Source organism: Leifsonia sp. 2TAF2, assembly GCF_052115085.1.
Classification (GTDB): Bacteria; Actinomycetota; Actinomycetes; order Actinomycetales; family Microbacteriaceae; genus Leifsonia.
The window spans coordinates 1,132,829-1,146,732 of record NZ_JBFRFY010000001.1; the positions used below are offsets into that span (position 1 = coordinate 1,132,829).

Here is a 13,904-nt window from a genome sequence, read left to right on the forward strand (position 1 = left end):
GCGGCGGCGTCAGCCCTCCAGCTGCTCCGACAACTCCAACCAGCGGGTCTCCAGGTCCGCGACCTCGCCCTCGAGGGTGCGCAGCTCCTCCGTCAGCCGGCCGAGGCCCACGTAGTCGCTCTGATCGTGCCGGGCGAGCTCCTCATGCTTGGCCGAGACCTGGTCGCTCACCTTCGCCAGCCGGCGGTCGAGCGCCGTGAGCTCCTTCTCGGCCGCACGCAGCGTCGCACCGGAGAGGGAGGGGGTGGATGCGGGTGTGGATGCGGGTGTGGATGCTGTGCCCGGCGTGACCGCGGAAGCGCCCGATCCCGAAGCCGACCCCGCCGCGCTCTCCGCCCGCCGCAGCCGCAGGTACTCGTCCACTCCTCCCGGCAGATGCCGCAGCCGTCCATCCAGCACCGCGTACTGCTGGTCGGTGACACGCTCGAGCAGGTACCGGTCGTGCGAGACGACGAGCAGCGTCCCGGGCCAGGAGTCGAGCAGGTCCTCCATGGCGGCGAGCATGTCCGTGTCGAGGTCGTTGGTCGGCTCGTCGAGGATGAGCACGTTCGGCTCGTCGAGGAGGATGAGCAGCAGCTGCAGCCGACGCTTCTGACCGCCGGAGAGGTCCTTCACCGGGGTGGAGAGCTGGGCATTGGAGAAGCCGAGCCGCTCCAGCAGCTGCCCGGGCGTGACCTCCTTGCCGCCCGCGAGGTACGTCGTCCGCTTGCCGGCGACGACCGCGCTCACCCGTTCCTCCTGCACGTCGTCGAGTTCGGCCAGTTGCTGGGTGAGCGTGGCGATCCGCACGGTCTTGCCGCGCTTGACGGTGCCGGAGTCCGCCTTCACCGTTCCCGCGACCAGCCCAAGGAGCGTGGACTTGCCGGCGCCGTTGACGCCGAGGATGCCGGTGCGCTCACCCGGCGCGATGCGCCACTCCACGTCGCGCAGTACGGTCTTCGGCGGGTACGAGACCGACACGTCGATCAGGTCGACCACATCCTTGCCGAGGCGGGAGGTGGCGAGGGTCGTCAGCTCGACGGTGTCGCGCGGCGGCGGCTCGTCGGCGATGAGGTCGGCTGCCGCGTCCATCCGGAACTTCGGCTTGGAGGTGCGTGCCGGGGCCCCGCGGCGAAGCCACGCGAGCTCCTTCCGCATCAGGTTCTGCCGCTTTGTCTCGGCGACGGAGGACATACGGTCACGCTCGACCCGCTGCAGCACGTACGCGGCGTAGCCGCCCTCGAAGGGCTCCACGATGCCGTCGTGCACCTCCCACGTCTGGGTCGACACCTCGTCCAGGAACCACCGGTCGTGCGTGACCACGACCAGCGCTCCCGAGGACGCGGCCCAGCGGGCCTTCAGGTGCTGCGCGAGCCAGGAGACCCCCTCCAGGTCGAGGTGGTTCGTGGGCTCGTCGAGGAACAGGATGTCGTGGTCGTGCACCAGCAGGGCGGCCAGCGCCACGCGCCGTCGTTGCCCTCCGGAGAGCTCTCCGATGGTGGCATCCCAGCGGATGTCGGAGACGAGTCCGGCGAGCACGTCGCGCACGCGCGGGTCGCCCGCCCACAGGTGCTCCTCGCGGTCGCCGACGATCGCGTGCCCGACGGTCAGCTGGGCGGGCAGGTCGTCACGCTGGTCGAGCATCCCGACCGTCACGCCGCGCCGGCGGGTGACGCGACCGGAGTCCGGCTCCAGGCTCCCGGCGAGCAGCTGCAGCAGGGTCGACTTGCCGTCGCCGTTGCGGCCGACGACGCCGATCCTGTCGCCCTCCGAGAGGCCGAGGGTGACGGAGTCGAAGACGGTCCGCGTCGGGTACTCGAGGTGCAGCGATTCCGCGCCGAGAAGGTGAGCCATGAGGGTCTCCAGCCTACCGGGCGGGCGGCACTAGACTCCCGCCATGGTCACCCACGCTGTCGTGAACCAGGCTCCGCCGCGCGTCGACGTCGACGAGTTCGCGGTGAACCTCCCGCTCCGCGAGGGGGTGCAGCGGTACGACGCGGGATGGGCGACCGCCTCGCTCGACGCGGTCGGGCGGCTCGTCGGGTCCGCGGCGTTCCAGCGGGATGCGGAGCTCGCGAACCTCCACGAGCCGCAGCTGCGTGCCTTCGACCGGTGGGGCGACCGCATCGACGAGGTCGAGTACGACGACGGCTACCACCGCGTGATCGCCGCCGCCGTCGCCGCGGGTGCCCACACGTCGGCGTGGGCCGAGCCGAGACCCGGCGCGAACGTCGCCCGCGCCGCCACCTTCATGCTGTTCGCGCAGGTCGAGCCCGGTCACGCGTGCCCGGTGTCGATGACCCACGCGGCGGTCCCGGCGCTCGCCGCCTCAGAGACCCTCGCGGGCGAGTGGATGCCGCGCCTCCTCAGCCGCGACTACGACGGTCGGCTCGCCGTGGGCAAGTCCTCCGCCCTGTTCGGGATGGCGATGACCGAGAAGCAGGGCGGCTCGGATGTGCGCGCCAACACGACGCGCGCGCTCGCCGACGGCGACGGCCGATGGCTGCTCACCGGGCACAAGTGGTTCTGCTCGGCGCCCATGTCGGATGCGTTCCTCGTGCTCGCGCAGACCGCAGTGGGGCTGTCCTGCTTCGTCGTTCCCCGCGTGCTGGCGGACGGCGGGCGCAACGTCTTCCTCCTCCAACGCCTGAAGGACAAGCTCGGGAACCGCTCCAACGCCTCCGCGGAGGTCGAGTTCGACGGGACGGTGGGGTACCTGCTGGGCGACGAGGGACGGGGCGTCCGCACCATCCTCGAGATGGTCAACCGCACGCGGCTCGACTGCATCTTCGGGACGGCGGCCGGGATGCGGCAGGCCGTCGCGGAGGCGGCCTGGCACGTTCGTCATCGAGCAGCCTTCGGTGCGCGGCTCATCGACCAGCCCGCCATGGCCGCGGTGCTGTCGGATCTGGCCCTGGAGTCGGAGGCGGCGACCGCGGTCGCCCTCCGGTTGGCGCGGGCGCACGACGCGGATGCACCCGAAACCGACGTCGCCTTCCGACGTCTCCCCACGGCGGTCACGAAGTACTGGGTGTGCAAGCGCGGCCCCGGGCACGCCTACGAGGCGCTGGAGTGCCTCGGCGGCAACGGCTACACCGAGGCGTTCCCGCTGGCCCGGCGGTATCGGGAGCAGCCGGTGATGGCGATCTGGGAGGGGTCGGGCAACGTCATCGCGCTCGACGTGCTCCGGGCGCTCCGGCGGGAGCCGGCGGCGTGGGAGGCGTTCGACACCGAGCTCGCCGCCGCACGCGGCGTGTACCGGACCTTCGATGGGCACCACGACCGCCTCCGGGCGCGGGTCGCGGCGCTGATCGCGTGCGAACCCACGGCGGATGCTGAGGCGGCCGTGCGACCGCTGGTCGCCGCGCTCGCGCTGACCCTGCAGGCATCGCTGCTGATCCGGGATGCGCCCGCCGCCGTCGCCGACGCGTTCGTCGCCGCACGCCTCGGCCCCGAGCGGGGCTCCCTCTACGGCGAGCTGCCCTCCGGCCTCGACCTCGCGGCCCTCCTCGCCCGCGCCTGACCCGCCAAGCCAACAGCTCCTGACTTTTTCCGGGCCGCGACGGCGTGTCGGGCGAAAAACTCAGGAGCTGTTGGCTTGGGCACCGATGGCGGCGTAGAACTCGGCGACGGCCTTGCGGTTGTAGGCGGCGTAGTCGAAGTGGCTGTCGGGAACGGCCCCGGCCAGGAACGCGCGCATCCCCTCGGCGACGCCCTCGACCGTCTGCGGCACCACCATGCCGCTTCCGGCAGGCAGGGCGTTCTTCGCCGAGGCGAACTCGACCGTGACGATCGGCAGCTGCAGCACCAGCGCCTCCAGCAGCACCATCGGCTGCCCCTCGTAGTCGCTGGAGAGCACGAAGCAGTCCGCCTTCGCCATGATCGCGTGCGGGTTGCGCTGCATCCCGGTCAGGAACACGGACCCCTCGAGGCCCAGCTCGGCGGCGAGTCCCTCGAGCTCCGCGGCGAGGGGACCGGACCCCACGAGGACCAGCCGCGTCCGCGGGTTCTCCGCGTGAACGGCGGCGAACGCGCGGATGAGACGTGCCTGGTTCTTCTCGGGCGACAGCCGTCCGACGTTCACGAACGTCGTGACGTCGTCTTCGGCGAGCAGCAGCTCCGCCCAGTCGGGGATGCTGCCGGTCTCCTCGTCGAAGGTCAGCTCATGCAGGTCGGCGGTCGCGTTCTCGAGGATGTGCTCGGCGTCGACCGTGTTCAACGCGGACACGAACTTCTCGGGAGCCGCGTACTCGGCGAGCGACGCGCGGTTGATCTCGGACAGCGTGGGCGAGACGGACACCAGGTGGTCGTACTGCCGGTACAGGGTGAAGATCTGCGTGAGGCTGTGCAGCATCCGCTTCTGGCCGTTCACCTCGCGGTGCGCGTCCGAGGCCAGGTCGTTGTGCAGCCAGATCGCCCGCTGTGCTTTCGGGGAGTGCAGCAGCAGGGTCGCCCAGAACGGCCCGTAGCCGGAGAAGTCGACCACGTGGTCGAATCGGCTGTCGCCGAAGCAGCGGTACCACTCGTCATCCCACAGCCGGTTCTGGGCCGGGATGTCGGCATGCTGGGCGATCCGCCCGCGGCGGAAGTCGAGGTGGCGGGCCAGGTGCAGCAGCTTCGCGCCGTTCATCCCGCCGACGCGGGGGAACTGGCGGACGTCGGGATGGATCTGCCGCTGCTTCCCGATGATGACCTGCGACCGGCTCTGGGCGAAGAACGCGGAGACGTCGTAGCGCTCGTGGTCGATGTTGTTGAGCAGGTTGAGGGCCGAGGTCGTGATGCCGTTGGGGCGCATCCCGCCGAGGTACAGCAGGATCTTGCTACGGCCGTCGTCCGCGAGCCCTGTCTGGAGGCGGTACCCATCGCGCACGCCACGGAACACGATGTCGACGATGCGCCGGGAGACGCCGCCGTCCTCGTAGGGGGTGAACCGCCGCTGCATGTCGCGGTAGCGCTCCTCCCACTCGGCAGGCACTGCGCCGTCGTTCTCCGCGATCGCGTGGAGCGCCTCGCCGACTTCGCGCGCCGACATGAGCACGGGGCCGGGCCACTCCTCCGGCTCGAAGTAGAGGCCGCGGCTGCCCGCGTAGTCGGCCAGATCGGGCGTGAAGAACACGATCGGGCGGCCGGTCTGCAGGAAGTCGAAGAAGATACTCGAGTAGTCCGAGATCAGCATGTCGGTCGCGCCGAGCACCAGGTTGGTGGGGATCTCGTTCGGCACGAGCATCCGCGCGAGCTCCGGCCGGTCGGCGGCGAGCGCGTGGACGCTCTGGTGGGTCTTCACCAGCACGGCGTACCGGCTGGTGTCGATGCCCTCCTCGATCTGCGCGATGTGCGCGAGCAGCGCATCCAGGTCGTCCTCGGGCCGGCCGAACGTCTGACCCTTCCAGGTGGGCGCGTACAGGATGACTTTGCGATCGCCGAGCGGGATGCCCGAGGCGATCAGCCGCTGACGCACGTCCTCGCGGCCCGCCTCGTCCAGGAACTGCCGGTCGATCCGCGGATAGCCCTCCTCGACGAGGGCGCCGCGGTAGATGCCGTCCAGCTTGTAACCCGTCCGGTACATCTGCTCGGACATGAACGGGTTCGCCGACAGCAGGTAGTCGGCCTGCACGAAGTTGCGGATGATGTTCGCGGTGGCGAGAGCGCCGTCCTCGATGTCGTAGCCCATCCGCTTCAACGGGGTGCCGTGCCAGGTGTTCAGGTACACCTGGCCGGGGCGCTTCGAGAAGTCGGGCGGGAAGGTCGCGTTGTTCACCAGGTACTGGCTCGTGGCGAGGGCCCGGTAGTACGCGGAGGAGCCGTAGCGGACGAAGCTCACCCGCGGGTCGTCGGCGAACTCCTCCACCGCCGCGCGGTACTGGGTGAGGTCGGACAGTGCCCAGATGTGGGTCAGCCGGCCGAGGTCCGGCGCCGCCAGGAGCTCCCGGAAGATGGCTTCGGGGTTGTCGAGCATCCCGTTGCCGGAGAAGGACTCGTAGAGCACGGACCCCTGCACGATCGGCCGGCTGCGCCAGTGCGCGTGGATCTCGTAGCGCGCAGCGCGCTTGACCCGAGAGGGGAGTCGCTTCAGTCGGGAGAGTCTCATCGCCCCCGATTTTATGAGAGCGGGATAACGGTCTGCTGGGAGCGGGGTCAGCCCTCGGCGTCGAAGCCCAGGCTCAGCTTGCGCAGGAGGGCCGCCAGGCGCTCCGCATCGGCGGCCGAGAGGCCGTCGAGCAGCTCGGCCTCCGCATCCACGAGACGGGTGATCGCGGCATCCACCCGGGTGAGGCCTTGGGCGGTCATCTGCACCAGGATGCCGCGGCCGTCGTTCGGGTCGGTCCGACGCTCGACGAGCCCTCTGGCGACCAGGCGGTCGATGCGGTTGGTCATCGTGCCGGAGGAGACGAGGGTCTGCTGCAGCAGGGATTTCGGGCTCAGCTGGTACGGCGCGCCGGCGCGGCGGAGGGCGGCGAGGACGTCGAACTCCCACGAATCGAGGTCCGATCGCTCGAAGGCGCCGCGGCGGGCGCGGTCGAGGTGGCGGGAGAGGCGGTCGACACGTGACAGCACCTGGAGCGGCGCGAAATCGAGGTCGGGGCGCTCCCGCAGCCAGGCGTCGACAATGCGGTCAACCTCGTCGCGTGCGTCGGCCATGCCCCCATGCTATTGGGGTTCCGACGGGCGGCGTCTGGCAGACTGTCATCTGCGCGAAACGCGCGTTCCGCCTTGGTGTAATGGCAGCACGACAGCCTTTGGAGCTGTTAGGTCCAGGTTCGAGTCCTGGAGGCGGAGCGTCCGAAGCCCCACCCCCTGGAGGAACATGACCGACCAGAATCTCGCCATCGTCGTTCTCGCGGCGGGGCAGGGCACGCGGATGAAGTCCGCCACCCCCAAACTCCTTCACCCGCTCGGCGGCATCCCGATCGTCTCCCACGTGCTGGCGACCGCTCGCGAGCTGGATGCGGCGCACGTCATCGCCGTCGTGCGCCACGAGCGCGACCGTCTCGCCGAGGTGATCGGGGCCGATCTGCCGGAGGCCGTCATCGTCGACCAGGACGAGGTGCCGGGCACCGGCCGCGCCGTCGAGCTCGCCGTCGAGGCGCTTCCCGCCGACTTCTCCGGCGACGTGCTGGTCGTGAACGGCGACGTCCCCCTGCTCGACGCCGCGACGCTCCGCGAGCTCATCGCCTCCCACCGGTCGGGCGAGGCCGCTGCGACCATCCTCTCGTCCTTCCCGGCAGACGCCACCGGCTACGGGCGCATCGTCCGCACCCCGCAGGGGCACCTGGACCGCATCGTCGAGCACAAGGATGCGTCGGACACCGAGCGGCAGATCGGCGAGATCAACGCCGGCATCTATCTGTTCGGCCTGGCTGCGCTGCGCGACAAGCTGGCTCTCGTGTCCACCGACAACGCGCAGGGCGAGAAGTACCTGACCGATGTGATCGGGCTGCTGCGCGAGGCCGGCTTCGACGTGGATGCGCTCCCTGTGGCCGAGTCGTGGCTGGTCGAGGGCATCAACGACCGCGCGCAGCTGAGCGACGCGGCGGCGAAGCTGAATGCGCTCATCGTCCGCACCTGGCAGCTCGCCGGCGTGACGGTGCAGGACCCGGCGACCACCTGGATCGACGTGAAGGCGAAGCTCGCGCCGGACGTGACCATCCTCCCGGGCACGCAGCTGCGCGGTGCGACGGCCATCGAGACGGGCGCCACCATCGGCCCGGACACCACGCTCACCGACACCGAGGTCGGCGAGGGCGCCACCGTCACGCGCACGGACGCCACCCTGGCCGTCATCGGCGCCCGGGCCACGGTCGGCCCGTTCGCCTACCTGCGACCGGGCACGGTGCTCGGCGCCACGGGCAAGATCGGAACCTTCACCGAGACCAAGAACGCGGTCATCGGCGAGGGCACGAAGCTCGCGCACTTCAACTACGTCGGCGACGCCGAAGTGGGCGAGAAGGGCAACCTCGGCGCCGGCGTCATCACGGCCAACTACGACGGCGTGAACAAGCACCGCACGATCATCGGATCGCACGTGCGCATCAGCACGAACACGGTGCTCGTCGCGCCCGTTAGGATGGGTGACGGAGCGTACACGGGGGCGGGCACGGTCGTCCGGAAGGATGTCCCCGCAGGAGCCCTGGCCATCACGGTCGCCCCGCAACGCAACATCGAAGGCTGGGTCGCCGACAAGCGGCCGGGCACCGACGCCGACAGGGCTGCTCAGGCGAGCAGTGCTGCAGATGGCAGTGCAGCTCGAACGAGTGGAGAGTAAGTGTCAGGGATCACCACGACCGGCCAGAAACGTCTCGTCCTGATCTCCGGTCGCGCGCATCCCCAGCTCGCACATGAGATCGCCGAGAGCCTGGGAAGCGAACTCGTCCCGACCGACGCGCGCACCTTCGCCAACGGCGAGATCTACGCGCGGTTCGACGAGAGCGTCCGCGGGTCGGATGCGTTCGTCATCCAGTCGCACACCTCGCCCATCAACGAGTGGCTCATGGAGCAGCTCATCATGGTGGATGCGCTGAAGCGTGCGTCGGCGAAGCGCATCACCGTCGTGGCTCCCTTCTACCCGTACGCCCGCCAGGACAAGAAAGGCCGCGGCCGCGAGCCGATCTCGGCCCGGCTGGTTGCCGACCTGTTCAAGGCCGCCGGCGCCGACCGCATCATGTCGGTCGACCTGCACGCCGCGCAGATCCAGGGCTTCTTCGACGGACCGGTCGACCACCTCTTCGCGATGCCGGTGCTGCTCGAGCACATGCGCCGCGAGCTCGACCCGTCGACCCTGACCGTGGTGTCTCCGGACATGGGCCGCGTGCGCGTCGCCGACATCTGGAGCGACAAGCTCGGAGCGCCGCTGGCGATCATCCACAAGCGCCGCGACCCGCTGGTGCCGAACCAGGTGTCGGTGCACGAGATCGTCGGCGACGTCAACGGGCGCGTGTGCCTGCTGGTGGACGACTTGATCGACACCGGTCGCACCATCGTCAAGGCGGCCGAGGCGCTCAAGGCGGCGGGCGCCACCGGCGTCGTGGTCGCCGCAACCCACGCGGTGTTCAGCGACCCCGCGGTGGAGCTGCTGCAGAGCGACGTGATCGACTCGGTCGTCGTGACCGACACCCTGCCGCTTCCCGAGCACAAGCGCTGGGACAAGCTGACGGTGCTGCCGATCGCCCCGCTCCTGGCGAGTGCGATCCGCGAGGTCTTCACCGACGGTTCGGTGACCTCGATGTTCGACGGCGCCGCGTAGCGCGGGTCCTGTTCTCAGGACGCGCGCTCGACCCTCCACCCCGCCCGGCGGTGCGCGTCGACCGTCTGAGCGACGGCACGCTCCAGCCCATCCACACCGGAGGACGAGCGGATCGCCCTGCCGATGCGCGCGCTCCGCTCCGCGTACGCAGGCTCGTCCAGCACCATGCGCACAGCCCGCGCGATCGCCGCCGGCTCCGGGTGGTTGGTGCCGAGCGAGACGCCCACGCCTGACCACGTGACACGCGCCGACACCTCCGCCTTGTCCTCCGTGGTGCCCGCGACGACCACCGGAACGCCGTGCTCCATGGCGTAGTGGATGCCGCCGTAGCCGCCGTTCGTGACGTAGACCGCGGTGCGGGGAAGGAGGAGGTCGTACGGCAGGTAGGTCGCGACGCGGGCATTCGCGGGCAGTGCCTCGCCGAGAACCGTGAGCGGGCGCCCTCCGGTGCTGGCGACGACCCACACATCCTGCTCGGCCAGGGCGCGCATCGTCGGGAGCACGAGGTCGCCGAAGTCCCCGTTGGCGACAGTGCCCTGGGTGACATGGATGATCGGGCGGCCGTCGTCGAGGTCGGCCCACCACGCGGGAAGGGCGGCGCCAGACGCCTGCGTGCGCGAGACCGGACCGACGAAGTGGACGGGAACCGCGAGATCGCTGCGGGGGTACTCGAACTCAGGGACGGTGAACTGCACGACGCCCTCGGCGTGCGACGGCCAGTCGAGCACGAACCCGGCGAGCCCGGTGCCGGCCTCCTGGCCGACGCGGACGGCGGCGCGCTGCACCGGCGCGAACACGATCTTCTCGGCGACGACCGTGAGGGCGGCGTTGCGGAAACGGCCGAGGGCGCCTGGCCGTGGCGGCACCCCGAGGCCGAACGGCGCGGTGTCCCGGCTCTTCACCCCGAGCGGGACGATCCCCAGGTTCAGCAACGCCGGTCGCCGGTCGCGCGGACGAGCCGCGAGGAGGGCGGCGCCCAGGAACAGGCTCTCGGCGAGGACGACGTCGATGTGGAGGCTGTGCAGGACAGCATCCATTGCGGCGAGCTGGCTGCGGGCCGGTCGAAGGAAGATCTCCGTCATGTCCCAGCGGATGCCGGCGGGACCGGTGAGTCCCACGCGCCCCGGGAACGCCGCGTCGATGTCGCTGTCGTCGTAGTCGGCTTCCGCGGGCAGGCGGAGGACGGACGCGCCGGTCGCGGCCGCCGTCTCCAGGTAGCGTTCGCCGGTCAGGAAGTGGACGCGGTGCCCGCGGTCGACGAGCGCACGGCTCACGGCGAGAAGCGGGGTGACGTGGCCGTGCACCGGAGTGCTGCAGAGCAGGATGTCGAGCGAGCCGGCATTCATGGGGTGGTCCTCATTTCGGGTAGAGTCGAGTAAACGTCAACAGTATTCACTACACGTGAAAGGTAGTCAATGGTGCCCGGCACACGACCGTACCGCTCGACCCTCCGGCAGGAGCACGCGCAACAGACGCGGCGCCGCATCCTGGAGGCGGCGGCCGACGTCTTTTCGGCACGCGGCTACGCCAGCGCGTCCCTCGCGGACATCGCCGCCGCCGCCGGCGTCTCGGTCGAGAGCGTCAAGGTGCATGGGCCGAAACGCGCCCTGCTCCTATCGGCGTTCGAGCTCACTTTCGGAGGCGAGGCGGGGGAGTCGTCGATCACCCAGCGGCCGGAGATCGCCGCGATCGCGGCCCTCGACGACCCCGAGCGGATACTGGCCGAACTGATCCCGTTCATGGCCGCCGCCAACGCGCGGACCTCCGGGCTCTGGGCGACCTTCACGGCTGCTGCGCGCGACGACGCGGAGGTGGGCGCCGCCTTCGCGGGGCTCCTCGAGCGCCGTCACGCCGACTACGCGGCGATGGTGGGCTTGCTCGGTGAACGCGGCACCGCATCCATCGCCCGTCTCGATGCGAAAGGTCGCCGGGAACTCGCCGACGCCCTCTCCTTCGTCATGTCGCCGGAGGGGCACCAGCAACTCGTCGGCGAGAGCGGTTGGAGTTTCCGCCGCTACACGGCGTGGCTGCTCGCTACCGTGCGGACGCTGATCGCTGCAGCTGGTGCGGAGCAGAAGGGATGAGGCCGAGCGGTGCCACCCAGGTCGCGTCGCCTTCGGTGTTGAGCGCGTAGCACTGCCAGCCCGGGCCGAGCGGGCCGAACAGCTCGAACCGTGCCGACGCGCCCACCGACTCCGGCTGGTACTGGCGGGCGTACACCGAGCAGGTGTAGTCGGCCGTCTGGGTCTGGATGCTGATGGTGAGGAGGATGCCCGGCAGCAGCAGTGCGCCGAGCGCGACCACGACGAAGACGCGGCTCGCGACGGTCATCGTGCGGCCGCGCAGGGGGCGCTCCCCGAGCGGCTCGTACTCCGCGAGCTCCGGATGGTCCTCGTACGTCACCACCCCATCCTCCCTCTCCGCGGCCGTCGAGTACACAAAAACTGCACGCAGATCATGCGATCTGCGTGCAGTCTGTGCGGACTCGACCGGGCGGGAGCCCGGCGGGCGGTGCGGGAGGGCTAGTGCGAGGAGCCCTCGGTGGCGATTTCGGTGCGGTCGCCGGACCACAGGGTGTGGAAGACGCCGTCCTTGTCGACCCGCTTGTAGGTGTGCGCGCCGAAGAAGTCGCGCTGGCCCTGCACGAGGGCTGCGGGGAGACGCTTCGACGCCAGCGAGTCGTAGTACGACAGGGCCGCGCCGAAGCCGGGCACCGGCACACCGGAGAGCGCGGCGGTGGCGACGATACGGCGCCAGGCGGCCTCGCCCTCGCGCACGGCGTCGGCGAAGTAGGGCGCCTCGAGCAGGGTGGCGATGTTCGGGTTCTCGTCGTACGCGTCCGCGATGCGGTTCAGGAACTGGGCGCGGATGATGCAGCCGCCGCGCCAGATCTTCGCGATGCGGTCCTTGTGGATGTCCCAGCCGTACTTCTCGGCACCGGCGATGATCGCGTCGAAGCCCTGCGCGTACGCGACGACCTTGGAGGCGTAGAGCGCCTTGGACACGTCGTCGGCGAACGCCTGCACGTCGTCCGCTTTCTGCACCTCCGGCCGCGACTGCACGGTGGCCTGCACGGCGGCGCGCTGGCTCGGCTTGGAGGAGACGGCGCGGGCGAAGACCGCCTCGGCGATGCCGCCGACCGGGACTCCGAGGTCGAGGGCGTTCTGCACGGTCCAGACGCCGGTGCCCTTCGAGCCTGCCTGGTCGAGGACGATGTCGATGAACGGCTTGCCGGTCTCGGCATCCACCTGGCGGAGCACCTCGGCGGTGATCTCGATCAGGTACGACTCCAGGTAGCCCTTGTTCCACTCGGCGAAGACGTCGGCGATCTGCGCGGGCTCCAGCCCACCGATCGTACGCAGCAGGTCGTACGCCTCGGCGATGAGCTGCATGTCGGCGTACTCGATGCCGTTGTGGATCATCTTCACGAAGTGGCCGGCCCCGTCGGTGCCGACGTGGGTCACGCACGGCTCACCCTCGGCGACAGCGGCGATGGACTCCAGGATCGGGCCCAGCGTCTCGTACGACTCGACGGAACCGCCCGGCATGATCGAGGGGCCGTTCAGAGCGCCCTCCTCGCCGCCGGAGATGCCCGCACCGACGAAGTGGATGCCGGACGGCGCGATCCGCTTCTCCCGCTCGATGGTGTCGTGGAAGTTCGCGTTGCCGCCGTCGACGATGATGTCGCCGGGCTCGAACCGCTCCACGAGCTGGTCGATGACCGCATCCGTGCCCTTGCCGGCCTGCACCATGATGATCGCGGTGCGCGGCTTCGACAGCGAGGCGACGAAGTCGTCCATCTGCTCGGAGGACACGAATCCGGCCTCCGGGTGCGCGTTCACCAGCTCCTCGGTGCGCGCGTAGGTGCGGTTGAAGACCGCGACCGTGTTGCCCTCGCGGGAGGCGAGGTTGCGGGCGAGGTTCGATCCCATCACCGCCAGGCCGACGACTCCGATGTTGGCCTTTGCTTCCTGTGACACGTCATGCTCCTTCGTGGTGCCGCGGCAGACGGAGGCCGTCCGCCGCGACGGGTATGGTCCGGGGGTCAGCTCTCCCGCTGGTGGCAAGAATCGAGCAGTCCTCTCAGCGTAGCGCGCGGCCGGACGACGCGAGGCCCGGGCGGTAATCGGGGGATACTGGCGGGACGTGTGGATAAGGAGGCGACGTGCGTGGACCGCAGGTGGTGGTGATGGGCGTGTCCGGTTCGGGCAAGAGCACCGTCGGGGAGGCGCTCGCGGTCGAGCTCGGTGTCCCCTTCGTCGACGGCGACGGCCTGCACCCGGCGGAGAACGTGGCCAAGATGGCGTCCGGGATCCCGCTCACCGACGAGGACCGCATCCCGTGGCTGCTGACCGTGGGTCGGGTCCTGGCCGAGACGTCGCCTGCGGGTGTGGTGGTCGCGTGCTCGGCGCTGAAGCGCGCCTACCGCGACCTCATCCGGTCGGAGGCGTCGGAGGCGGTGTTCGCCGAACTGGACGGGACGCGCGAGCTGCTCGCGGCGCGCATGAGCGCGCGTCCCCGCCACTTCATGCCCGTCTCGCTGCTCGACTCGCAGCTCGCCACGCTCGAACCGCTCCAGGCCGACGAGGCGGGCCTCCGCCTCGACGTCGGCCGCCCACCCGCGGAACTGGCGGCGCTCATCGCCGCCGCCGTTCGATCCAGTGCGGGCGACACGCCGTAACCC

The 13,904-nt window shown here is 70.3% G+C and carries 11 protein-coding genes and 1 tRNA gene; 6 read left to right on the plus strand and 6 right to left on the minus strand.

Annotated elements, in window-relative coordinates:
• Window positions 1–9: 9 nt before the first annotated feature.
• Window positions 10–1,833, minus strand: coding sequence for an ABC-F family ATP-binding cassette domain-containing protein (locus AB4Z18_RS05440; RefSeq protein WP_441781675.1), 1,824 nt, complete (start codon window positions 1,831–1,833; stop codon window positions 10–12).
• 43 nt (window positions 1,834–1,876) lie between these two features.
• Here AB4Z18_RS05440 and AB4Z18_RS05445 point away from each other — a divergent pair, with 43 nt between their 5' ends.
• Window positions 1,877–3,502 (plus strand): acyl-CoA dehydrogenase family protein, encoded by a 1,626-nt coding sequence (locus AB4Z18_RS05445; protein WP_441781676.1) that lies wholly within the window; start codon window positions 1,877–1,879, stop codon window positions 3,500–3,502.
• Between the two features lie 60 nt (window positions 3,503–3,562).
• Here AB4Z18_RS05445 and AB4Z18_RS05450 read toward each other — a convergent pair whose 3' ends face one another.
• Window positions 3,563–6,067 (minus strand): CDP-glycerol glycerophosphotransferase family protein, encoded by a 2,505-nt coding sequence (locus AB4Z18_RS05450; RefSeq protein ID WP_441781677.1) that lies wholly within the window; start codon window positions 6,065–6,067, stop codon window positions 3,563–3,565.
• A 47-nt stretch (window positions 6,068–6,114) separates the two neighbouring features.
• Entirely contained in the window at window positions 6,115–6,618 is a 504-nt protein-coding gene (locus tag AB4Z18_RS05455; protein ID WP_441781678.1) for a MarR family winged helix-turn-helix transcriptional regulator, read from the minus strand.
• Between the two features lie 66 nt (window positions 6,619–6,684).
• Between AB4Z18_RS05455 and AB4Z18_RS05460 the strand changes: the two genes are divergently transcribed.
• The 3 genes from AB4Z18_RS05460 to AB4Z18_RS05470 all read left to right on the plus strand — a co-directional run bounded on the left by AB4Z18_RS05460 (window position 6,685) and on the right by AB4Z18_RS05470 (window position 9,220).
• A tRNA-Gln gene (locus tag AB4Z18_RS05460) sits at window positions 6,685–6,756 on the plus strand.
• A 28-nt stretch (window positions 6,757–6,784) separates the two neighbouring features.
• Window positions 6,785–8,242 (plus strand): bifunctional UDP-N-acetylglucosamine diphosphorylase/glucosamine-1-phosphate N-acetyltransferase GlmU, encoded by a 1,458-nt coding sequence (glmU, locus tag AB4Z18_RS05465; protein WP_441781679.1) that lies wholly within the window; start codon window positions 6,785–6,787, stop codon window positions 8,240–8,242.
• Window positions 8,243–9,220, plus strand: coding sequence for a ribose-phosphate diphosphokinase (locus tag AB4Z18_RS05470; RefSeq protein ID WP_441781680.1), 978 nt, complete (start codon window positions 8,243–8,245; stop codon window positions 9,218–9,220). It begins immediately after the preceding gene.
• 14 nt (window positions 9,221–9,234) lie between these two features.
• On the opposite strand, the gene AB4Z18_RS05475 is transcribed toward AB4Z18_RS05470, so the two are convergent.
• Window positions 9,235–10,566, minus strand: coding sequence for a glycosyltransferase (locus AB4Z18_RS05475; RefSeq protein WP_441781681.1), 1,332 nt, complete (start codon window positions 10,564–10,566; stop codon window positions 9,235–9,237).
• A gap of 69 nt (window positions 10,567–10,635) precedes the next feature.
• Here AB4Z18_RS05475 and AB4Z18_RS05480 point away from each other — a divergent pair, with 69 nt between their 5' ends.
• Window positions 10,636–11,304, plus strand: a complete 669-nt coding sequence (locus AB4Z18_RS05480; RefSeq protein ID WP_441781682.1) for a TetR/AcrR family transcriptional regulator — start codon at window positions 10,636–10,638, stop codon at window positions 11,302–11,304.
• On the opposite strand, the gene AB4Z18_RS05485 is transcribed toward AB4Z18_RS05480, so the two are convergent.
• A complete protein-coding gene (locus AB4Z18_RS05485) occupies window positions 11,255–11,623 on the minus strand; it encodes a hypothetical protein (RefSeq protein WP_441781683.1) in 369 nt (122 codons plus the stop codon). The genes AB4Z18_RS05480 and AB4Z18_RS05485 overlap by 50 nt on opposite strands.
• Window positions 11,624–11,742: 119 nt before the next feature.
• Window positions 11,743–13,200 carry an NADP-dependent phosphogluconate dehydrogenase gene (gndA, locus tag AB4Z18_RS05490; protein WP_441781684.1) on the minus strand — a complete coding sequence of 486 codons (1,458 nt, stop codon included), beginning with the start codon at window positions 13,198–13,200 and terminating at the stop codon, window positions 11,743–11,745.
• A 185-nt stretch (window positions 13,201–13,385) separates the two neighbouring features.
• On the opposite strand from gndA, the gene AB4Z18_RS05495 reads away from it, so the two are divergent.
• Window positions 13,386–13,901 (plus strand): gluconokinase, encoded by a 516-nt coding sequence (locus AB4Z18_RS05495; RefSeq protein WP_441781685.1) that lies wholly within the window; start codon window positions 13,386–13,388, stop codon window positions 13,899–13,901.
• The last annotated feature ends 3 nt before the right edge of the window (window positions 13,902–13,904 follow it).

Excerpts from the sequence above, each read along its gene's own strand:
- AB4Z18_RS05480 (WP_441781682.1), top strand. The coding sequence starts at position 10,636 with ATGGTGCCCGGCACACGACCGTACCGCTCGACCCTCCGGCAGGAGCAC.
- AB4Z18_RS05475 (WP_441781681.1), bottom strand. The coding sequence starts at position 10,566 with ATGAATGCCGGCTCGCTCGACATCCTGCTCTGCAGCACTCCGGTGCAC.
- AB4Z18_RS05455 (WP_441781678.1), bottom strand. The coding sequence starts at position 6,618 with ATGGCCGACGCACGCGACGAGGTTGACCGCATTGTCGACGCCTGGCTG.
- glmU (WP_441781679.1), top strand. The coding sequence starts at position 6,785 with ATGACCGACCAGAATCTCGCCATCGTCGTTCTCGCGGCGGGGCAGGGC.
- AB4Z18_RS05450 (WP_441781677.1), bottom strand. The coding sequence starts at position 6,067 with ATGAGACTCTCCCGACTGAAGCGACTCCCCTCTCGGGTCAAGCGCGCT.
- AB4Z18_RS05445 (WP_441781676.1), top strand. The coding sequence starts at position 1,877 with ATGGTCACCCACGCTGTCGTGAACCAGGCTCCGCCGCGCGTCGACGTC.
- AB4Z18_RS05440 (WP_441781675.1), bottom strand. The coding sequence starts at position 1,833 with ATGGCTCACCTTCTCGGCGCGGAATCGCTGCACCTCGAGTACCCGACG.